This window comes from Serratia ficaria (assembly GCF_900187015.1).
GTDB classification, from domain to species: Bacteria; Pseudomonadota; Gammaproteobacteria; order Enterobacterales; family Enterobacteriaceae; genus Serratia; species Serratia ficaria.
The window spans coordinates 259,560-279,337 of record NZ_LT906479.1; the positions used below are offsets into that span (position 1 = coordinate 259,560).

Consider the following 19,778-nt stretch of genomic DNA (forward strand, 5'->3'; position numbering starts at 1 on the left):
AGCCCCCCATACACTTGCCCCAGGCAGTTCATTACCTACGCGAGGTTCAGGATGAGTAAGGCGGCATGTGCGAAACGCAACGTTTTATGGAGCATTCCCGCCAGAACGATGACGCTGGCGTGTCTGCTGGTGTTCATGGCGCAGATGGCGACCACGGTGTACCTGCCCGCGTTACCGACGGTGATGCGGGAGTTGGCGATGAGCCGCCGCGCCACCGAGCTTTCCATCTCCATCTTTGTGATCGGCGCCGCTCTGCCGGTGCTGTTTTGGGGCGCGGCGGCCGACCGTTTTGGCCGACGCCTGCCCTTGACGCTCTCTCTGGTGTTGTTCATCACCTGCAGCGGATTGCTGGCCTTTTGCCATAATGGCGTTCAGCTGCTGACGCTGCGCGCAGTGCAAGGCGTCGCCGCGGGCGGAGCGGCGATCATCGCGCGTATTATCGTGCGTGATAACTGGAGCGGCGACGAGCTGGCGCGACGCCTGTCGGTGCTGTCGGTCGCTTTTATCGCCGCGCTGGGCGGCGGGCAGTTTATCGGCGGGCTGCTCAGTCAGTATGCGCACTGGCAAATGGGCTTCGTGCTGATGGGCCTCACCGGCCTGGCGATCCTGCTGCTGATGGCGACGCTGCCGCTGGAAGCGGGGCGCCCGGCGGGGCAGCGTCCGCCGATGGCGGCGACCTATTTCGCCATCCTGCGGCGGCCGGGTTTTTTCTGGCCGGCCTGCGTTGGCGGGCTGGGGTTCGCCATCGCGGTGACGCTGCAGGAAGTGAGCCCGTTCGTGATGCAGCAGGGGTTCGGTCTCAACGTCACGGCCTTCGGTGCGTTGGGATTGGTGATCGGCATTGCCTATTTTAGCGGGGCGATGGCGGTAAACCGCACGGTGGCGCGCGTTGGCGGCAAACGGCTGATGCAGATCGGCAGCGGCATTGTCGCGTTGGCGACGGCGGCGATCATGCTGCTGTGGTGGAGCGGATTGTTGGTCGGCCTGTCCGGCATGACGGTGTTTATCGCACTGTACTGCCTGACGATTTTTGGCCAGGCGGTGCTGTTTCCCAACAGCATGGCGATGGCGGTCAGCGATGCCAGAGCCTATGGCGCCTATGCGATGGCGCTGTGCGGGTTCCTGCAACAGTGTCTGGCTGGCGTCGCCGCCGCAGGGGCGGTGTTGCTCGAGCATCAGGGGCTGTGGGCGCTGGCGATTGCGCTGCTCGGCCTGCTGGGCTGGCTGATGGTTAAACTGCGGATGTAACGGGTTTCACCGCGAATTGCGAACTGCCCCGCATGACCAACGCTATGGGGTTGGTGCGCCGGGGCGCTGTGTTAAGATGATTTTTTTCGTGCTAAGGGCATTAAGGGTACTGTAATGGAAACGCTGGCTTCTTTGTATAACGACCACCTGGCAGAAATGCAGAAACGCGCACGTGAAGTGTTGGAGCGCAACAAGCTGGATGCGCTGCTGATTCACTCCGGCGAACTGCAAAAGGTCTTTCTCGACGACCATAGCTATCCGTTCAAAGTGAACGTGAACTTTAAAGCCTGGGTGCCGGTCACCTCGGTACCGAATTGCTGGCTGTGGGTCGACGGCGTTAACAAACCGAAGCTGTGGTTCTATTCACCGGTCGATTATTGGCACAGCGTGGAGCCGCTGCCGGACAGTTTCTGGACCAAATCCATTGAGATGATGCCATTGGCCAACGCCGATGATATCGCGCAGCAGCTGCCGGCGCAGCGAGAGCGCGTGGGCTATATCGGCTATGCGCCGCAGCGCGCCCGCGATCTCGGTATCGCCTCGGAAAACGTCAACCCGAAAGCGGTGTTGAACTACCTCGATTTCCATCGCTCAATCAAGACCGGCTACGAGCTGGCCTGCATGCGTGAAGCGCAGAAGACCGCCGTTATGGGCCACCGCGCGGCGCATGAAGCCTTTTTGTCCGGCATGAGCGAGTTCGATATCAATCAGGCTTATCTGACCGCTACCGGCCATCGCGATACCGACGTGCCTTACGACAATATCGTGGCGCTGAACGAACACGCTTCGGTGCTGCATTACACCAAGCTGGATCACCAGCCGCCGGCCGAGTCGCTGAGCTTCCTGCTTGACGCCGGTGCGGAATATAACGGTTACGCCGCCGACCTGACGCGCACCTATGCGGCGCAGAGCGGCGGCGCGTTTGCGCAGTTGGTGAAGGATCTGAACGACGAACAGCTGGCGCTGATTGACACCCTCAAGGCCGGCGTACGCTATACCGACTATCACGTGCAGATGCACCAGCGTATCGCCAAGCTGCTCAAGAGCCACAAGCTGGTGAGCGGCATCAGCGAAGAGGCGATGGTTGAACAGGGCATCACCACGCCGTTTCTGCCGCACGGCCTGGGCCATCCTTTGGGCCTGCAGGTGCATGACGCCGCCGGCTTTATGCAGGACGAGCAAGGTACGCACCTGGCCGCACCGTCCAAATACCCGTTCCTGCGCTGCACCCGGGTATTGCAGCCGGGCATGGTGTTGACTATCGAGCCGGGCCTGTACTTTATCGAATCGTTGTTGGCGCCGTGGCGCAGCGGTGAATTCAAGCAACACTTCGCCTGGGATCGTATCGATGCGCTGAAGCCTTATGGTGGCATCCGCATCGAGGACAATGTCGTGATCCATGATAAGCGCACCGAGAACATGACGCGCGATCTGAATCTGGCCTGATGCAGCCTTACCCGATACCGGCTGCTTCCATCAGCGTCAGCGAGGAAATCAAGAAAAGCCGCTTTATCACCCTGCTGGCGCCGACCAGCGGGGTAGCGGCGGCGAAGGCGTTCGTGCAGCAGGTGCGTGACGAGCACCCGGCGGCCCGGCATCATTGCTGGGCGTTTGTGGCCGGGGCGCCGGATGATTCGCAGCAGCTGGGGTTTTCCGACGATGGCGAACCTTCCGGCACAGCGGGCAAACCGATCCTCGCGCAGCTGATGGGCAGCGGAATTGGGGAAATCACCGCTGTGGTCGTGCGTTATTACGGCGGCATCAAATTGGGTACCGGTGGCCTGGTAAAAGCCTACGGCAGCGGCGTGCAACAGGCATTAAAACAGTTGCCCCTGGCGCACAAGGTTCCGCAGGTCGAATATACTTTGCAGTGCGACTATGCGCAGTTGCCGCTGGTGGAGAATCTGTTACAGCAAACCGATGGCCGCATCCTGCAGGGCGAATATGGCGCTGACGTCTTGCTGCACCTGGCTTTGCCGGCAACCGGCGTTGAGCTGTTTGGGAATAAATTACGTGATCTCAGTCGCGGTAATTTGCATTTAACCCCCATTTCGCAATAATTCCTCCCAATTGAATTGCTAAGGATCGTGCTGAAATGCATTTTCGCGCCATAACCCGCATCGTGGGTCTGCTGGTCATCTTGTTCTCCGGGACGATGTTTATTCCCGGCCTGGTGGCATTGATATACCGCGACGGGGCGGGACGGGCATTCAGTCAGACCTTCTTTGTGGCGGTCACTATCGGGCTGATGCTGTGGTGGCCCAACCGCAAGCAAAAGCATGAGCTGAAGCCGCGTGAGGGATTCCTGATCGTGGTGCTGTTCTGGACCGTGCTGGGCAGCGTAGGGGCATTGCCCTTTCTGTTCTCGGAGCGGCCGAACCTGTCGCTGACCGACGCCTTCTTTGAATCCTTCTCCGGTCTGACGACCACCGGTGCCACCACGCTGGTGGGGCTGGACTCGCTGCCGAAGGCCATCCTGTTTTATCGGCAGATGCTGCAATGGATGGGGGGGATGGGGATCATCGTGTTGGCGGTGGCGATACTGCCGATACTCGGCGTCGGGGGCATGCAGCTTTATCGGGCGGAGATGCCCGGCCCGCTGAAAGATAACAAGATGCGGCCGAGGATCGCCGAAACCGCCAAAACCCTGTGGCTGATCTATGTGTTGCTGACCATCGCCTGCGCGCTGGCGCTGTGGGGCGCGGGAATGTCGGTGTTCGACGCTATCGGCCACAGCTTCTCGACTATCGCCATCGGCGGCTTTTCTACCCATGACGCCAGCATCGGTTATTACGCCAGCCCAACCATCAACACCATTATTGCCGTTTTCCTGCTGATCTCCGGCTGTAACTATGGTTTGCACTTTGCTTTATTGAGCGGGCGCAGCCTGAAGGTCTACGGGCGGGATCCTGAATTCCGCATGTTTATCTTCGTGCAACTGACGCTGGTGGTGGTCTGTACGCTGGTGCTATGGGGCCACGGCGTTTACAAGACCGGTATGGAAACGGTCAATCAGGCGTTCTTCCAGGTGGTATCGATGGCTACCACCGCCGGCTTTACCACCGACAGCATTGCCAAGTGGCCGCTCTTCTTGCCTATGCTGCTGCTGTGTTCCGCCTTTATCGGCGGTTGCGCCGGTTCGACCGGCGGTGGCCTGAAAGTGATCCGCATACTGTTACTTTACCTGCAGGGCTCGCGCGAGCTGAAAAGGCTGGTTCACCCGAATGCGGTTTACACCATCAAATTGGGCAACCGCGCGTTGCCGGAGCGCATTCTTGAGGCGGTGTGGGGCTTCTTCTCGGCCTATGCATTGGTGTTTATCGTCAGCATGCTGGCGATTATCGCCACCGGCGTCGACGATTTCTCCGCTTTTGCTGCCGTAACGGCGACGCTGAATAACCTGGGGCCGGGGTTGGGCGTGGTGGCGGACAATTTCACCACCATGCCGGCCGCGGCCAAGTGGGTCCTGGTGGTAACCATGCTGTTCGGGCGCCTGGAAGTATTTACACTGCTGGTTCTGTTCACGCCGACCTTCTGGCGCGAATGATCCCGATAGAAGGAGTAACGCCGTGAAGGCACTGATACTTTATTCAAGCCGTGACGGGCAAACGCGTTCGATCGCTTCTTATATAGCAAGCAAAGTTCAGGATACGCTGCGCTGTGACGTTATCGATCTGCTGCAGGCGCAGAATGTTGACCTTAGCCAGTATCAGCAGGTGATGCTCGGCGCCTCTATTCGCTATGGCCATTTCAATCCGGCTCTGGATAAGTTCGTCAAACGCCATGCGGAGCAGCTGAATCGCATGCCGAGTGCGTTCTTTGCCGTTAACCTGACAGCCCGCAAACCGGAAAAGCGTTCGCCGCAGACCAATGTCTATACCCGCAAGTTTTTGTTGGCCTCTCCCTGGCAGCCGAAACAGTGTGCGGTATTCGCCGGCGCGCTGCGTTATCCCCGTTATCGTTGGTTTGACCGTATCATGATTCAATTTATTATGCGCATGACCGGCGGGGAAACGGACACCAGCAAGGAAGTGGAGTACACAGATTGGCAACAGGTCGAACGTTTCGCCCAGGAATTTAGCCAGCTCCAGTACGAAAAGTGACAAAAATGCTGCCTTGGGCAGCGTTTTGCCGAAAAAAGCCGCGTTTGAAAAGTTTTTTGAATTTAGGGGTTGCGGCCCGCCGAGAACTCCCTATAATGCGCCTCCACTGACCGGGAACAACGACTGACAAGTCGCCGGGTCGGAAAGAGAAAAGCGAAATAATCGCTTGACTCTGTGAGGTGAGAAGCGTAGTATACGCCACCTCGAGTTAGCAAGCCAACGCGGCTAACTCACTGCTCTTTAACAATTTATCAGACAATCTGTGTGGGCACTCCACAAGACGATATCCAGCATCTTCGGATGCGAAAAAATATCAAGTCTTGAAGAGTGACTAACTGAAGTAAAATTCATGCAGTAACCTTTGAGCATCGCTTCACGAGTTGAAGCAAATCAAGCTTTTAATTGAAGAGTTTGATCATGGCTCAGATTGAACGCTGGCGGCAGGCCTAACACATGCAAGTCGAGCGGTAGCACAAGAGAGCTTGCTCTCTGGGTGACGAGCGGCGGACGGGTGAGTAATGTCTGGGAAACTGCCTGATGGAGGGGGATAACTACTGGAAACGGTAGCTAATACCGCATAACGTCTACGGACCAAAGTGGGGGACCTTCGGGCCTCACGCCATCAGATGTGCCCAGATGGGATTAGCTAGTAGGTGGGGTAATGGCTCACCTAGGCGACGATCCCTAGCTGGTCTGAGAGGATGACCAGCCACACTGGAACTGAGACACGGTCCAGACTCCTACGGGAGGCAGCAGTGGGGAATATTGCACAATGGGCGCAAGCCTGATGCAGCCATGCCGCGTGTGTGAAGAAGGCCTTCGGGTTGTAAAGCACTTTCAGCGAGGAGGAAGGGCGATGTCTTAATACGGCATCGCATTGACGTTACTCGCAGAAGAAGCACCGGCTAACTCCGTGCCAGCAGCCGCGGTAATACGGAGGGTGCAAGCGTTAATCGGAATTACTGGGCGTAAAGCGCACGCAGGCGGTTTGTTAAGTCAGATGTGAAATCCCCGCGCTTAACGTGGGAACTGCATTTGAAACTGGCAAGCTAGAGTCTCGTAGAGGGGGGTAGAATTCCAGGTGTAGCGGTGAAATGCGTAGAGATCTGGAGGAATACCGGTGGCGAAGGCGGCCCCCTGGACGAAGACTGACGCTCAGGTGCGAAAGCGTGGGGAGCAAACAGGATTAGATACCCTGGTAGTCCACGCTGTAAACGATGTCGATTTGGAGGTTGTGCCCTTGAGGCGTGGCTTCCGGAGCTAACGCGTTAAATCGACCGCCTGGGGAGTACGGCCGCAAGGTTAAAACTCAAATGAATTGACGGGGGCCCGCACAAGCGGTGGAGCATGTGGTTTAATTCGATGCAACGCGAAGAACCTTACCTACTCTTGACATCCAGAGAACTTTCCAGAGATGGATTGGTGCCTTCGGGAACTCTGAGACAGGTGCTGCATGGCTGTCGTCAGCTCGTGTTGTGAAATGTTGGGTTAAGTCCCGCAACGAGCGCAACCCTTATCCTTTGTTGCCAGCGATTCGGTCGGGAACTCAAAGGAGACTGCCGGTGATAAACCGGAGGAAGGTGGGGATGACGTCAAGTCATCATGGCCCTTACGAGTAGGGCTACACACGTGCTACAATGGCGTATACAAAGAGAAGCGAACTCGCGAGAGCAAGCGGACCTCATAAAGTACGTCGTAGTCCGGATTGGAGTCTGCAACTCGACTCCATGAAGTCGGAATCGCTAGTAATCGTAGATCAGAATGCTACGGTGAATACGTTCCCGGGCCTTGTACACACCGCCCGTCACACCATGGGAGTGGGTTGCAAAAGAAGTAGGTAGCTTAACCTTCGGGAGGGCGCTTACCACTTTGTGATTCATGACTGGGGTGAAGTCGTAACAAGGTAACCGTAGGGGAACCTGCGGTTGGATCACCTCCTTACCTAATGATATCGATTCGCGTGAAGTGCTCACACAGATTGTCTGATGAAAAAGTAACGAGCAATGCGCACCTGTTGATGTAATGAGTCTCTGACTCATGCTGATGCGAACCGATTAAAACGTTCAGTTTAATCGGATTTTCGTGTCCCCATCGTCTAGAGGCCTAGGACACTGCCCTTTCACGGCTGTAACAGGGGTTCGAATCCCCTTGGGGACGCCATTCCGATAATGAGTGAAAGACATTATCACCGGTCATGCGTGACCAAAAAATCTTAAAGATGACTCTTGCGAGTCGTGTTTAAGATATTGCTCTTTAACAATCTGGAACAAGCTGAAAATTGAAACATGACGGCTGAAACTTGTCCCTCCGTAGAAATATTGGGATGAGGAGTAACCTGTCATAGAGTCTCTCAAATGTTTGCAGCGCGAACGATGGAAACATCTTCGGGTTGTGAGGTTAAGTGACTAAGCGTACACGGTGGATGCCTAGGCAGTCAGAGGCGATGAAGGGCGTGCTAATCTGCGAAAAGCGTCGGTAAGGTGATATGAACCGTTATAACCGGCGATACCCGAATGGGGAAACCCAGTGCAATTCGTTGCACTATCGTTAAGTGAATACATAGCTTGACGAGGCGAACCGGGGGAACTGAAACATCTAAGTACCCCGAGGAAAAGAAATCAACCGAGATTCCCCCAGTAGCGGCGAGCGAACGGGGAGCAGCCCAGAACCTGAATCAGTTCTTGTGTTAGTGGAAGCGTCTGGAAAGTCGCGCAGTAAAGGGTGATAGCCCCGTACACTAAAACGCATTGACTGTGAGTTCGATGAGTAGGGCGGGACACGTGACATCCTGTCTGAATATGGGGGGACCATCCTCCAAGGCTAAATACTCCTGACTGACCGATAGTGAACCAGTACCGTGAGGGAAAGGCGAAAAGAACCCCGGCGAGGGGAGTGAAATAGAACCTGAAACCGTGTACGTACAAGCAGTGGGAGCACCTTCGTGGTGTGACTGCGTACCTTTTGTATAATGGGTCAGCGACTTATATTTTGTAGCAAGGTTAACCGTATAGGGGAGCCGTAGGGAAACCGAGTCTTAACTGGGCGAATAGTTGCAAGGTATAGACCCGAAACCCGGTGATCTAGCCATGGGCAGGTTGAAGGTTGGGTAACACTAACTGGAGGACCGAACCGACTAATGTTGAAAAATTAGCGGATGACTTGTGGCTGGGGGTGAAAGGCCAATCAAACCGGGAGATAGCTGGTTCTCCCCGAAAGCTATTTAGGTAGCGCCTCGTGAACTCATCTTCGGGGGTAGAGCACTGTTTCGGCTAGGGGGCCATCCCGGCTTACCAAACCGATGCAAACTCCGAATACCGAAGAATGTTATCACGGGAGACACACGGCGGGTGCTAACGTCCGTCGTGAAGAGGGAAACAACCCAGACCGCCAGCTAAGGTCCCAAAGTCATGGTTAAGTGGGAAACGATGTGGGAAGGCATAGACAGCCAGGATGTTGGCTTAGAAGCAGCCATCATTTAAAGAAAGCGTAATAGCTCACTGGTCGAGTCGGCCTGCGCGGAAGATGTAACGGGGCTAAACCATGCACCGAAGCTGCGGCAGCGACGCTTAGGCGTTGTTGGGTAGGGGAGCGTTCTGTAAGCCGTTGAAGGTGGCCTGTGAGGGTTGCTGGAGGTATCAGAAGTGCGAATGCTGACATAAGTAACGATAAAGCGGGTGAAAAGCCCGCTCGCCGGAAGACCAAGGGTTCCTGTCCAACGTTAATCGGGGCAGGGTGAGTCGACCCCTAAGGCGAGGCTGAAAAGCGTAGTCGATGGGAAACAGGTTAATATTCCTGTACTCGGTGTTACTGCGAAGGGGGGACGGAGAAGGCTAGGCTAGCCGGGCGACGGTTGTCCCGGTTTAAGCGTGTAGGGGGGTGTTCCTGGTAAATCCGGAACGCTATCAACCCTGAGGCGTGATGACGATGCACTACGGTGCAGAAGTAGTTGATGCCAAGCTTCCAGGAAAAGCCTCTAAGCATCAGGTAACACAGAATCGTACCCCAAACCGACACAGGTGGTCAGGTAGAGAATACCAAGGCGCTTGAGAGAACTCGGGTGAAGGAACTAGGCAAAATGGTGCCGTAACTTCGGGAGAAGGCACGCTGGCGCGTAGGTGAAGTCCCTCGCGGATGGAGCTGAAGCCAGTCGCAGATACCAGCTGGCTGCAACTGTTTAATAAAAACACAGCACTGTGCAAACACGAAAGTGGACGTATACGGTGTGACGCCTGCCCGGTGCTGGAAGGTTAATTGATGGGGTCAGCCGCAAGGCGAAGCTCTTGATCGAAGCCCCAGTAAACGGCGGCCGTAACTATAACGGTCCTAAGGTAGCGAAATTCCTTGTCGGGTAAGTTCCGACCTGCACGAATGGCGTAATGATGGCCAGGCTGTCTCCACCCGAGACTCAGTGAAATTGAACTCGCTGTGAAGATGCAGTGTACCCGCGGCAAGACGGAAAGACCCCGTGAACCTTTACTATAGCTTGACACTGAACATTGAGCCTTGATGTGTAGGATAGGTGGGAGGCTTTGAAGCGTGGACGCCAGTCTGCGTGGAGCCAACCTTGAAATACCACCCTTTAATGTTTGATGTTCTAACTCGGCCCCATAATCTGGGGTGAGGACAGTGTCTGGTGGGTAGTTTGACTGGGGCGGTCTCCTCCCAAAGAGTAACGGAGGAGCACGAAGGTTAGCTAATCACGGTCGGACATCGTGAGGTTAGTGCAAAGGCATAAGCTAGCTTGACTGCGAGAGTGACGGCTCGAGCAGGTACGAAAGTAGGTCTTAGTGATCCGGTGGTTCTGAATGGAAGGGCCATCGCTCAACGGATAAAAGGTACTCCGGGGATAACAGGCTGATACCGCCCAAGAGTTCATATCGACGGCGGTGTTTGGCACCTCGATGTCGGCTCATCACATCCTGGGGCTGAAGTAGGTCCCAAGGGTATGGCTGTTCGCCATTTAAAGTGGTACGCGAGCTGGGTTTAGAACGTCGTGAGACAGTTCGGTCCCTATCTGCCGTGGGCGTTGGAAGATTGAGAGGGGTTGCTCCTAGTACGAGAGGACCGGAGTGAACGCACCGCTGGTGTTCGGGTTGTCATGCCAATGGCACTGCCCGGTAGCTAAGTGCGGAAAAGATAAGCGCTGAAAGCATCTAAGCGCGAAACTTGCCTCGAGATGAGTCTTCCCTGGGCCTTTAAGGCCCCTGAAGGAACGTTTAAGACTAAGACGTTGATAGGCTGGGTGTGTAAGTGCAGCGATGCATTGAGCTAACCAGTACTAATGATCCGTGAGGCTTAACCTTACAACACCGAAGGTGTTTTAGAGAGACGAATAATTTTCAGCGAAGTTCTTAGATTGGTTCTGGTGGTTACGCGAGTAACGGCCAAGAATGAAACAGAATTTGCCTGGCGGCAATAGCGCGGTGGTCCCACCTGACCCCATGCCGAACTCAGAAGTGAAACGCCGTAGCGCCGATGGTAGTGTGGGGTCTCCCCATGCGAGAGTAGGACACTGCCAGGCATCAAATAAAACGACAAGCCCCATGCGAAAGCATGGGGCTTTTTGTTATGTGCAAAAAAGTAAGAATTTAGGCCGGTGTCGCCTTTATTGGGATAACAATTTTTTAGCGAGCGTTAAACCAGAGCATATACCAATATAAAATGTTTAATGTTGTTAAATAAAGTGAAATACATATAGTGAAGTTGATAGATTAGTTAATTAATAGATTATTTTAGTAATACTCTTCCTGACTCCCTTGTTTCTTATATAAGAATAAGCTGATCAAACCGGAAAAGTCCTTATTTCATCAGGTAATAATCCGATTAAAGCGGCAGTAGTCAAAACAAATATTAGCCAGCAGCGTCGAATCGAGTAGACTAGTCAGAAGATTATTTCCGTATGGGTATTGAACGTTATGTCTACTGAAAGCGCGTCTTTAAAAAACCACAATACTTTTGCGCTCCCGGCTAGCGCAGCGCACCTGATCATGGCAGATAGAATTGAATTAATGCTCAAGGTCTGGCAACAAACGCAAAAGCGTAAAGAGCCGCTGCTGGTGCTTGGCGAAGGCAGTAACGTGCTGTTTCTTGAAGATTTTGCCGGTACGGTAATGATCAACCAATTCAAAGGTATCGACGTCAGAGAGGAGCCGGATGCCTGGCACCTTCATGTCGGTGCCGGCGAGAACTGGCACGATCTGGTTTGTTACACGCTGCAGGCCGGCATTCCCGGGCTGGAAAACCTGGCGTTGATCCCCGGGCTGGCGGGATCTGCCCCCATTCAGAATATCGGCGCCTATGGCATCGAACTGAAAAGCGTTTGCGAATATGTCGATCTGCTGGATTTCTCTACCGGCGCTATCGATCGCATTCCGGCTGCCGAGTGTGGGTTCGGTTATCGCGAAAGTATTTTCAAACATCAGTTCCAGACCGGCTACATCATTGTCGGGTTGGGTCTGCGGCTGAGCAAGCAGTGGCGCCCGATGTTGGACTATGGCGATTTGACCAAGCTGGATCCGGCGACCGTAACCTCTGGCCAGATATTCGATGCCGTTTGCGCGATGCGCCGCAGCAAGTTGCCGGATCCCCGCGAGACCGGCAATGCCGGCAGCTTCTTCAAGAACCCGCTGGTGAGCGCAGAAAAATCCGCAGAGCTGATTGCGCAGTACCCGGGCATGCCGCATTATCCGCAGGCTGATGGGCAGGTTAAGCTGGCCGCCGGTTGGTTGATCGATCAATGTGAGCTGAAAGGCTATCGGATTGGCGGCGCCGCCGTACATCGCCAGCAGGCGCTGGTGTTGGTGAATGTGGATAATGCGACCAGCCAGGATGTCGTCGCACTGGCGCGCCATGTACGCAATACCGTCTCCTCCAGGTTCGACGTAGGGTTGGAACCTGAGGTCCGCTTTATCGGCGCGACAGGCGAGCTGAATGCCGTAGAGGTATTATCGTGAAAGACACCAAAGTCCCTTTGAAGCTGATTGCGTTGTTAGCCGATGGCGGTTTCCACTCGGGGGAGCACCTTGGCGAATCCTTAGGCATGAGCCGCGCAGCGATTAACAAACATATCCAGACCATCCGCGAATGGGGGTTGGACGTGTTTACCGTGCCGGGCAAGGGATACAGTCTTCCCAACCCAATCCAGCTGCTGGAAGCCGAGCGCATACTCAGGCTGCTGGGAGACAAGCGCGTCACCGTACTGCCGGTGGTTGACTCTACCAACCAATATTTACTGGATCGCATCGGCGAGCTGCAGTCCGGTGACGCCTGCGTTGCCGAATATCAGCAGGCGGGCCGCGGGCGCCGCGGGCGGCAGTGGATCTCGCCGTTCGGCGCCAATCTGTATCTGTCGATGTTCTGGCGGCTGGAACAGGGGCCGGCGGCCGCTATGGGGCTCAGCCTGGTTATCGGCATTGTGATGGCGGAAGTCTTGCAGCGCCTTGGCGCGGAGGATGTCCGGGTCAAGTGGCCAAATGATTTATACCTCAACGATCGCAAACTGGCGGGGATCCTGGTCGAACTGACGGGGAAAACCGGCGATGCGGCGCAACTGGTGATGGGGGCCGGCATTAACCTGGCGATGCGTGATACCAATGCCGGCGCCATTAATCAGGGCTGGATCAACCTGCAGGAAGCCGGGATCAGCATCGATCGCAATGAGCTTGCCGCCACCCTGCTTAATGAGCTGCGTCAATCGCTCAAGCAGTTTGAAATTGACGGATTGGCTCCGTTCGTGGCGCGTTGGCGCGCATTGGATAACTTTATCGACCGGCCGGTCAAGTTGTTGATTGGCGAGCAGCAAATCTTCGGCATCGCCCGGGGCATCGATCAACAGGGCGCTTTATTGCTCGAACAAGACGGGGCAATCAAGCCTTTTATTGGCGGGGAAATATCACTGCGAAGTGCGGAATAGGGATGTTAACGAGGGGACGAAAGTCCCCTTATTACTGATAAGGTTATTTTCTTAAGCGTACGCTTTCTACCGCATGGTTGGCGCTTTTGGTCATGATTAAACTGGCGCGCTCACGCGTTGGAAGTATATTTTCCTGAAGATTCAATCCGTTAATTTCATTCCATAGCTGTGTGGCGATATTGATTGCCTCAGGTTCCGGCAGTTTGGAATAGTTATGGAAATAAGAATCAGGGTTGGAGAACGCTCCCTGACGGAACTTCAGGAAGCGGTTGATATACCAGCTTTGCAGCAGGGCTTCCGGCGCATCGACGTATATAGAGAAATCAACGAAGTCAGAAACAAATACCCTGTGCGGATCGTGAGGATAATCCATTCCGCTTTGCAATACGTTGAGCCCTTCCAGAATAAGAATATCCGGCTGTTCTATAATCTTATTGCCTTCGGGAACCACGTCATAAATCAGGTGGGAATAGACCGGAGCGGTGACTCGCTTGGCGCCGGACTTCACTTCCGAAACGAATTTCACCAGGCTATGCATATCGTAAGACTGCGGGAAGCCTTTCTTCTTCATCAGGCCGCGTTCATTCAGCACCCTGTTGGGGTGCAGGAAGCCGTCGGTGGTGATCAGCTCTACGCTGCGGTGTTCCGGCCAGCTGCTGAGCAACGCCTGCAGCAGACGCGCGGTGGTACTCTTGCCAACGGCTACGCTGCCGGCAATGCCAATAATATAGGGGATTTTTTGCCCGTCGGTGCCGAGGAATTGTTCGAGCACGGCCTGGCGGCGCAGGTTAGAACTGATATAAAAATTCAGCAGTCGCGATAGCGGCAGATAAATCTGCGCCACTTCTTCCAAAGAGAGATCTTCGTTAATCCCTTTCAGTTTAACGATCTCTTCTTCCGACAGCGTCAGCGGCACCGAATCTCGCAACGCAGCCCATTGGGTACGATCGAACTGAAGATAAGGCGTCGCTAAAGATTGATCTCTTTTTATCATAAGCCAAATTCTGCCTGTTAACGCAGGTTGGGAAAGGCGCCGGACGCCAACTCCAGATAATAAACAAGCTGCATATTATAGACAGCTTCGTTTTTGGCGTAGACTTTTTTCGCAAAAGTTGTCGATTGGCAGCAGTTTATGTCAATTGTGAGAAGCGGCGCGCAGTTGATTGCAGAGGCGTTGCAAAGCGGTATCACCGGGCGATGATACCGCTTCCATGCTAGCTGGCGATGGCGCGGGAAGGCTGGTTGACCGCAAACAGGCGTTTGTAATAAATGACCGTCGGATGATAGTAACCATCAGGGGCGGCGGCGTAGTCGGGCAGTTCTCCCAGGCAACGATAGCCCAGGGAGCGATACAGCGCTTCCGCGGCGGAACCGGCCTGGGTGTCCAGGTACAGCAGCCCGCGTTGCTGCTGCAGCGCGGACTGTTCCAGCGCCTTCATCAGCGCCTGCCCCACGCCGTTGCGCCGTGCGCGGCTGTGAACCAACAGCTTTTGCACCTCCGCGCGGTTGCGCCCGTTCGGCTTCTGGCACAGCTCGAGCTGAACGGTGCCGATCACGCCGCGCTCGTCTCTGGCGATCCACAGCAGCAGTTCCCCCTTGGCGAGGGCGGGCCTCAGGCTGTGGAAGTAGCTTTCGGCATCTTCGTGCGGGATCAGCGTGTCATAGCCAACGGAGGCGCCGTGCGTAACGGCATCGGTCAGCAGGCGAGCCAGTTCATCGCGGTAAATGGGCAACGTGGCGGCGTTAATCGGTACAATTTTCATCGGTCATTCCTCCTGGGTGAGGGGGTAATGAAGACAAGCAATAACTGCGCCAGAAACACGGCCCGGGGCCTGGCGCCTAAAGCGCTGAAGGCTGATTGTAGTTTATGCCGTTGAACGGGGCATCCTTCCCTTTTATGGTGCATCGATCCCGCTCACAGTTTCAGGCATCGGGTTAAGCGAGTTGCGACGGCCGACACGGAGAAAAGCGCGCTCAAGGCTTGCAAAAAGTGGATGAAGTTGTTCAGAATGATGTCTGCGATTGATGAATGTTTGCACGCTACAGGCTGTGAATTGCCAGACAGCATGCAAAATTGACTGATTTATGAGCGAAAGTGCGCGGAACGCAATTTTTTTGTTGCATAGGCCGTCAGCTCTACCTAGAATGCGCTGCACTTGATGCCGGCTTAGCTCAGTTGGTAGAGCAACTGACTTGTAATCAGTAGGTCACCAGTTCGATTCCGGTAGCCGGCACCATTCAAGTCACAGTAGTTAAAATCTGGTGGGGTTCCCGAGCGGCCAAAGGGAGCAGACTGTAAATCTGCCGTCACAGACTTCGAAGGTTCGAATCCTTCCCCCACCACCAAATCTTGCCTTCGGCAGCCGACTGTAACGCGATACCTAATCGCAGCGGTTGATGCGGAAGGGGAAGACGAAAGTCTTCGGCAAGGTTCGGGTTGTGCAGCGCTAAGCGCAGCCGGCTCGAAGGATGAGAGCCAAGCGACGAACAATCCTTCTCCATCCCAAAATTCTACAGAAAAATCAGGTAGCCGAGTTCCAGGATGCGGGCATCGTATAATGGCTATTACCTCAGCCTTCCAAGCTGATGATGTGGGTTCGATTCCCACTGCCCGCTCCAAGATGTGCTGATATAGCTCAGTTGGTAGAGCGCACCCTTGGTAAGGGTGAGGTCGGCAGTTCGAATCTGCCTATCAGCACCACTTCTTAATTTCTCGCCCCCTGATTTTCTTTCTGTTCTGGATTCAACGAGCAAATGCTTGGTTGATGTGGTGATACCACCGATTTATCCGTGTCTTAGAGGGACAATCGATGTCTAAAGAAAAGTTTGAACGTACAAAACCGCACGTTAACGTCGGTACTATCGGCCACGTTGACCATGGTAAAACTACCCTGACTGCAGCTATCACTACCGTTCTGGCTAAAACCTACGGCGGTGCTGCACGTGCTTTCGACCAGATCGATAACGCGCCAGAAGAAAAAGCTCGTGGTATCACCATCAACACTTCCCACGTTGAGTATGACACCCCGACTCGCCACTACGCGCACGTCGACTGCCCAGGGCACGCCGACTACGTGAAAAACATGATCACCGGTGCTGCGCAGATGGACGGCGCTATCCTGGTTGTTGCTGCGACTGACGGCCCAATGCCTCAGACCCGTGAGCACATCCTGCTGGGTCGCCAGGTTGGCGTTCCTTTCATCATCGTGTTCATGAACAAATGCGACATGGTTGATGATGAAGAGCTGCTGGAACTGGTAGAAATGGAAGTTCGCGAACTGCTGTCCGCTTACGACTTCCCTGGCGATGACCTGCCGGTGATCCGCGGTTCCGCGCTGAAAGCGCTGGAAGGCGAAGCCGAGTGGGAAGCTAAAATCATCGAGCTGGCCGAAGCGCTGGATTCCTACATCCCAGAACCAGAGCGCGCTATCGACAAGCCGTTCCTGCTGCCAATCGAAGACGTATTCTCCATCTCCGGTCGTGGTACCGTGGTTACCGGTCGTGTTGAGCGCGGTATCATCAAAGTTGGCGAAGAAGTTGAAATCGTTGGTATCAAAGACACCGTCAAGTCTACCTGTACCGGCGTTGAAATGTTCCGCAAACTGCTGGACGAAGGCCGTGCCGGTGAGAACGTAGGTGTTCTGCTGCGTGGTATCAAGCGTGAAGACATCGAACGTGGTCAGGTTCTGGCTAAACCAGGTTCCATCAAGCCGCACACTCAGTTCGATTCAGAAGTGTACATCCTGAGCAAAGAAGAAGGTGGTCGTCACACGCCATTCTTCAAAGGCTACCGTCCACAGTTCTACTTCCGTACTACTGACGTGACCGGTACCATCGAACTGCCAGAAGGCGTCGAGATGGTAATGCCTGGCGACAACGTGAACATGAAAGTCACCCTGATCCACCCAATCGCGATGGATGACGGCCTGCGTTTCGCAATCCGTGAAGGCGGCCGTACCGTTGGCGCTGGTGTTGTTGCCAAAGTTATCGCTTAATCGCTGATAACGTTTGACGCGACATGCGGTAAAAGGGCATCATTTGATGCCCTTTTTCTACGCTGTGAACTAGAACCTATCTCATCAGCGATTTTGCAGTCATAATCATTGGTGAGATGGGCTCTTAAACCGTATTGACTGAGATACGTCATAGCGTAAAACACCGAGATGCCGGCGAACGGCATCTGATCGGTTTGGTTTGCCTCGCACTGCGAGGCAAAGTTGTTTGTTCTGAATCATTGTGACAGGTTGGTTTATGAGTGCGAATACCGAGGCTCAAGGGAGCGGGCGCGGCCTGGAAGCGGCTAAGTGGCTGATCGTCGCCGTGCTGTTGGTTGTGGCTATTGTCGGTAACTATTACTACCGTGATTTAAGCCTGCCATTGCGCGCGCTGGCAGTTGTACTGATCATCGCCGTTGCAGGTGCAGTGGCTCTGATGACCACCAAAGGCAAAGCCACCGTCGCGTTTGCTCGCGAAGCGCGTACCGAAGTACGCAAAGTGATTTGGCCAACTCGTCAGGAAACGCTACACACCACGTTGATCGTTGCCGCGGTAACCGCCGTGATGTCACTGATTCTGTGGGGGCTGGATGGTATTCTGGTCCGTCTGGTATCGTTTATTACTGGCCTGAGGTTCTAAAATGTCTGAAGCTCCAAAAAAACGTTGGTACGTCGTTCAGGCGTTTTCCGGTTTTGAAGGTCGCGTAGCGCAATCGCTGCGTGAGCACATCAAACTGCACGATATGGAAGAGCTGTTCGGCGAAGTCATGGTGCCTACGGAAGAAGTGGTTGAAATCCGTGGCGGCCAGCGCCGCAAGAGCGAACGTAAATTCTTCCCGGGCTACGTGCTGGTGCAGATGGTAATGAACGACGCCAGCTGGCACCTGGTGCGCAGCGTTCCGCGCGTTATGGGTTTCATCGGCGGCACCTCAGACCGTCCGGCGCCGATCAGCGATAAAGAAGTTGATGCGATTATGAACCGCCTGCAGCAGGTGGGTGATAAGCCGCGTCCGAAAACGCTGTTCGAACCGGGTGAACTGGTCCGCGTTAACGATGGCCCGTTTGCCGACTTCAACGGCGTGGTCGAAGAAGTGGATTACGAAAAGAGCCGCCTGAAAGTGTCCGTCTCCATCTTTGGCCGTGCAACGCCGGTGGAACTGGACTTCAGCCAGGTCGAAAAAGGCTGATCAATTAATCAGCAGCGAGCGGCGTTTTGCCACTTGTCAGAGGCGCGAAATTGAACTATAATTTCGCGCCTTTTGTTTTTAGATGCCTTGCTCGATCGCATTGAGCGGGGCGAAACACGGGGAGCCTCTCGCGAGGCGATACTACCCAAACCGAGGAAATTTAAATGGCCAAGAAAGTACAAGCCTACGTCAAGCTGCAGGTTGCAGCCGGTATGGCTAACCCGAGCCCGCCAGTCGGTCCAGCTCTGGGTCAGCAAGGCGTTAACATCATGGAATTCTGTAAGGCATTCAACGCTAAGACTGACAGCGTTGAGAAAGGCCTGCCGATCCCGGTTGTTATTACCGTTTATTCTGATCGCTCCTTCACTTTCGTTACCAAAACCCCGCCGGCAGCAGTTCTGCTGAAAAAAGCGGCTGGTATCAAGTCTGGTTCCGGCAAGCCGAACAAAGACAAAGTAGGTAAAGTGACTCGTGCTCAGGTACGTGAAATCGCAGAAACCAAAGCTGCGGACATGACTGGTTCTGACGCTGAAGCGATGATTCGCTCCATCGAAGGTACTGCTCGTTCCATGGGCCTGGTAGTGGAGGATTAAGAGATGGCTAAGCTGACCAAGCGCATGCGCGTGATCCGTGACAAAGTTGATGCTACTAAACAGTATGACATCACCGAAGCTGTTGCTCTGCTGAAAGAGCTGGCCACCGCTAAATTCGTAGAAAGCGTAGACGTATCCGTTAACCTGGGTATCGACGCGCGTAAATCTGACCAAAACGTTCGTGGCGCTACCGTTCTGCCACACGGCACCGGTCGTTCCGTTCGCGTTGCCGTATTTGCCCAGGGCCCTAACGCTGAAGCAGCTAAAGCTGCTGGCGCAGAGCTGGTAGGTATGGACGATCTGGCAGACCAGATCAAGAAAGGCGAAATGAACTTCGACGTTGTTATTGCTTCCCCGGATGCAATGCGCGTTGTAGGTCAACTGGGCCAGATCCTGGGTCCACGTGGCCTGATGCCGAACCCGAAAGTGGGTACCGTGACGCCGAACGTTGCTGAAGCAGTGAAAAACGCTAAAGCAGGTCAGGTTCGTTACCGTAACGACAAAAACGGCATCATCCATACCACTATCGGTAAGGTTGATTTCGAGTCAGACAAGCTGAAAGAAAACCTGGAAGCCCTGCTGGTTGCGCTGAAAAAAGCAAAACCATCTCAGGCGAAAGGCGTGTACATCAAGAAAGTTAGCCTCTCCACCACCATGGGTGCTGGCGTTGCTATCGATCAAAGCGGCCTGACTGCCGTAGCGAACTAATCGCCCTGCGATTATCGCTTTGACTTGGGGCC

The 19,778-nt window shown here is 54.6% G+C and carries 14 protein-coding genes, 5 tRNA genes, 3 rRNA genes and 1 other RNA gene; 21 read left to right on the forward strand and 2 right to left on the reverse strand.

Annotated elements, in window-relative coordinates:
* The first annotated feature begins 51 nt into the window (after window positions 1-51).
* From CKW09_RS01180 to birA, 11 genes are all read left to right on the forward strand, one after another.
* Window positions 52-1,248 carry an MFS transporter gene (locus tag CKW09_RS01180; protein ID WP_061798716.1) on the forward strand — a complete coding sequence of 399 codons (1,197 nt, stop codon included), beginning with the start codon at window positions 52-54 and terminating at the stop codon, window positions 1,246-1,248.
* 114 nt (window positions 1,249-1,362) lie between these two features.
* Window positions 1,363-2,694, forward strand: coding sequence for a Xaa-Pro dipeptidase (gene pepQ, locus CKW09_RS01185; RefSeq protein WP_061798714.1), 1,332 nt, complete (start codon window positions 1,363-1,365; stop codon window positions 2,692-2,694).
* Window positions 2,694-3,308 carry an IMPACT family protein gene (locus CKW09_RS01190; RefSeq protein ID WP_061798713.1) on the forward strand — a complete coding sequence of 205 codons (615 nt, stop codon included), beginning with the start codon at window positions 2,694-2,696 and terminating at the stop codon, window positions 3,306-3,308. The genes pepQ and CKW09_RS01190 overlap by 1 nt, the downstream gene beginning before the upstream one ends.
* 35 nt (window positions 3,309-3,343) lie before the next feature.
* Window positions 3,344-4,795, forward strand: coding sequence for a Trk system potassium transporter TrkH (gene trkH, locus CKW09_RS01195; RefSeq protein ID WP_061798710.1), 1,452 nt, complete (start codon window positions 3,344-3,346; stop codon window positions 4,793-4,795).
* A gap of 22 nt (window positions 4,796-4,817) precedes the next feature.
* Window positions 4,818-5,351: a menaquinone-dependent protoporphyrinogen IX dehydrogenase gene (gene hemG, locus CKW09_RS01200; protein WP_095095098.1), complete on the forward strand. Its 534-nt coding sequence runs from the start codon at window positions 4,818-4,820 to the stop codon at window positions 5,349-5,351.
* A gap of 399 nt (window positions 5,352-5,750) precedes the next feature.
* Window positions 5,751-7,292 (forward strand): 16S ribosomal RNA (locus CKW09_RS01205).
* Between the two features lie 143 nt (window positions 7,293-7,435).
* Window positions 7,436-7,511, forward strand: a tRNA-Glu gene (locus CKW09_RS01210).
* Between the two features lie 235 nt (window positions 7,512-7,746).
* Window positions 7,747-10,654: ribosomal RNA gene (locus CKW09_RS01215) — 23S ribosomal RNA — on the forward strand.
* Between the two features lie 102 nt (window positions 10,655-10,756).
* A 5S ribosomal RNA gene (gene rrf / locus CKW09_RS01220) occupies window positions 10,757-10,872 on the forward strand.
* Together the 16S, 23S and 5S rRNA genes with 1 tRNA gene alongside form the textbook arrangement of a ribosomal RNA operon.
* 394 nt (window positions 10,873-11,266) lie before the next feature.
* On the forward strand, window positions 11,267-12,304 hold the full coding sequence (murB, locus tag CKW09_RS01225) for a UDP-N-acetylmuramate dehydrogenase (protein WP_061800729.1): 1,038 nt from the start codon (window positions 11,267-11,269) through the stop codon (window positions 12,302-12,304).
* Complete coding sequence (gene birA / locus CKW09_RS01230; protein WP_095095100.1) at window positions 12,301-13,263, forward strand: bifunctional biotin--[acetyl-CoA-carboxylase] ligase/biotin operon repressor BirA; 963 nt, start codon at window positions 12,301-12,303, stop codon at window positions 13,261-13,263. The genes murB and birA overlap by 4 nt, the downstream gene beginning before the upstream one ends.
* A 43-nt stretch (window positions 13,264-13,306) precedes the next feature.
* On the opposite strand, the gene coaA is transcribed toward birA, so the two are convergent.
* Together coaA and CKW09_RS01240 are read right to left on the reverse strand one after the other, a co-directional pair.
* Entirely contained in the window at window positions 13,307-14,257 is a 951-nt protein-coding gene (coaA, locus tag CKW09_RS01235) for a type I pantothenate kinase (RefSeq protein ID WP_061800733.1), read from the reverse strand.
* 220 nt (window positions 14,258-14,477) lie between these two features.
* Complete coding sequence (locus CKW09_RS01240; RefSeq protein WP_061800735.1) at window positions 14,478-15,026, reverse strand: GNAT family N-acetyltransferase; 549 nt, start codon at window positions 15,024-15,026, stop codon at window positions 14,478-14,480.
* 398 nt (window positions 15,027-15,424) lie between these two features.
* Between CKW09_RS01240 and CKW09_RS01245 the strand changes: the two genes are divergently transcribed.
* The 10 genes from CKW09_RS01245 (at window position 15,425) to rplA (ending at window position 19,746) form a co-directional block, all read left to right on the forward strand.
* Window positions 15,425-15,500: transfer RNA gene (locus CKW09_RS01245), tRNA-Thr, on the forward strand.
* Between the two features lie 24 nt (window positions 15,501-15,524).
* Window positions 15,525-15,609 (forward strand) — tRNA-Tyr (locus CKW09_RS01250).
* 46 nt (window positions 15,610-15,655) lie between these two features.
* Window positions 15,656-15,771, forward strand: a non-coding RNA gene (locus CKW09_RS01255) — RtT sRNA.
* A gap of 36 nt (window positions 15,772-15,807) precedes the next feature.
* A tRNA-Gly gene (locus CKW09_RS01260) sits at window positions 15,808-15,882 on the forward strand.
* 6 nt (window positions 15,883-15,888) lie between these two features.
* Window positions 15,889-15,964: transfer RNA gene (locus tag CKW09_RS01265), tRNA-Thr, on the forward strand.
* A 109-nt stretch (window positions 15,965-16,073) separates the two neighbouring features.
* Window positions 16,074-17,258, forward strand: a complete 1,185-nt coding sequence (tuf, locus tag CKW09_RS01270; RefSeq protein ID WP_095095107.1) for an elongation factor Tu — start codon at window positions 16,074-16,076, stop codon at window positions 17,256-17,258.
* 256 nt (window positions 17,259-17,514) lie between these two features.
* A complete protein-coding gene (gene secE / locus CKW09_RS01275) occupies window positions 17,515-17,898 on the forward strand; it encodes a preprotein translocase subunit SecE (RefSeq protein ID WP_004929916.1) in 384 nt (127 codons plus the stop codon).
* Window position 17,899: 1 nt separating this feature from the next.
* Window positions 17,900-18,445 carry a transcription termination/antitermination protein NusG gene (nusG, locus tag CKW09_RS01280; RefSeq protein WP_004929914.1) on the forward strand — a complete coding sequence of 182 codons (546 nt, stop codon included), beginning with the start codon at window positions 17,900-17,902 and terminating at the stop codon, window positions 18,443-18,445.
* Window positions 18,446-18,609: 164 nt separating this feature from the next.
* Window positions 18,610-19,038 carry a 50S ribosomal protein L11 gene (rplK, locus tag CKW09_RS01285; protein ID WP_061800418.1) on the forward strand — a complete coding sequence of 143 codons (429 nt, stop codon included), beginning with the start codon at window positions 18,610-18,612 and terminating at the stop codon, window positions 19,036-19,038.
* Window positions 19,039-19,041: 3 nt separating this feature from the next.
* Window positions 19,042-19,746 carry a 50S ribosomal protein L1 gene (gene rplA, locus CKW09_RS01290; protein ID WP_061800419.1) on the forward strand — a complete coding sequence of 235 codons (705 nt, stop codon included), beginning with the start codon at window positions 19,042-19,044 and terminating at the stop codon, window positions 19,744-19,746.
* Window positions 19,747-19,778 lie beyond the last annotated feature (32 nt).

Bases quoted from the DNA above. Each gene is read 5' to 3' on its own strand.
- CKW09_RS01180 (WP_061798716.1), top strand. From the start codon at position 52: ATGAGTAAGGCGGCATGTGCGAAACGCAACGTTTTATGGAGCATTCCC.
- pepQ (WP_061798714.1), top strand. From the start codon at position 1,363: ATGGAAACGCTGGCTTCTTTGTATAACGACCACCTGGCAGAAATGCAG.
- CKW09_RS01190 (WP_061798713.1), top strand. From the start codon at position 2,694: ATGCAGCCTTACCCGATACCGGCTGCTTCCATCAGCGTCAGCGAGGAA.
- trkH (WP_061798710.1), top strand. From the start codon at position 3,344: ATGCATTTTCGCGCCATAACCCGCATCGTGGGTCTGCTGGTCATCTTG.
- murB (WP_061800729.1), top strand. From the start codon at position 11,267: ATGTCTACTGAAAGCGCGTCTTTAAAAAACCACAATACTTTTGCGCTC.
- coaA (WP_061800733.1), bottom strand. From the start codon at position 14,257: ATGATAAAAAGAGATCAATCTTTAGCGACGCCTTATCTTCAGTTCGAT.
- CKW09_RS01240 (WP_061800735.1), bottom strand. From the start codon at position 15,026: ATGAAAATTGTACCGATTAACGCCGCCACGTTGCCCATTTACCGCGAT.
- tuf (WP_095095107.1), top strand. From the start codon at position 16,074: ATGTCTAAAGAAAAGTTTGAACGTACAAAACCGCACGTTAACGTCGGT.
- secE (WP_004929916.1), top strand. From the start codon at position 17,515: ATGAGTGCGAATACCGAGGCTCAAGGGAGCGGGCGCGGCCTGGAAGCG.
- nusG (WP_004929914.1), top strand. From the start codon at position 17,900: ATGTCTGAAGCTCCAAAAAAACGTTGGTACGTCGTTCAGGCGTTTTCC.
- rplK (WP_061800418.1), top strand. From the start codon at position 18,610: ATGGCCAAGAAAGTACAAGCCTACGTCAAGCTGCAGGTTGCAGCCGGT.
- rplA (WP_061800419.1), top strand. From the start codon at position 19,042: ATGGCTAAGCTGACCAAGCGCATGCGCGTGATCCGTGACAAAGTTGAT.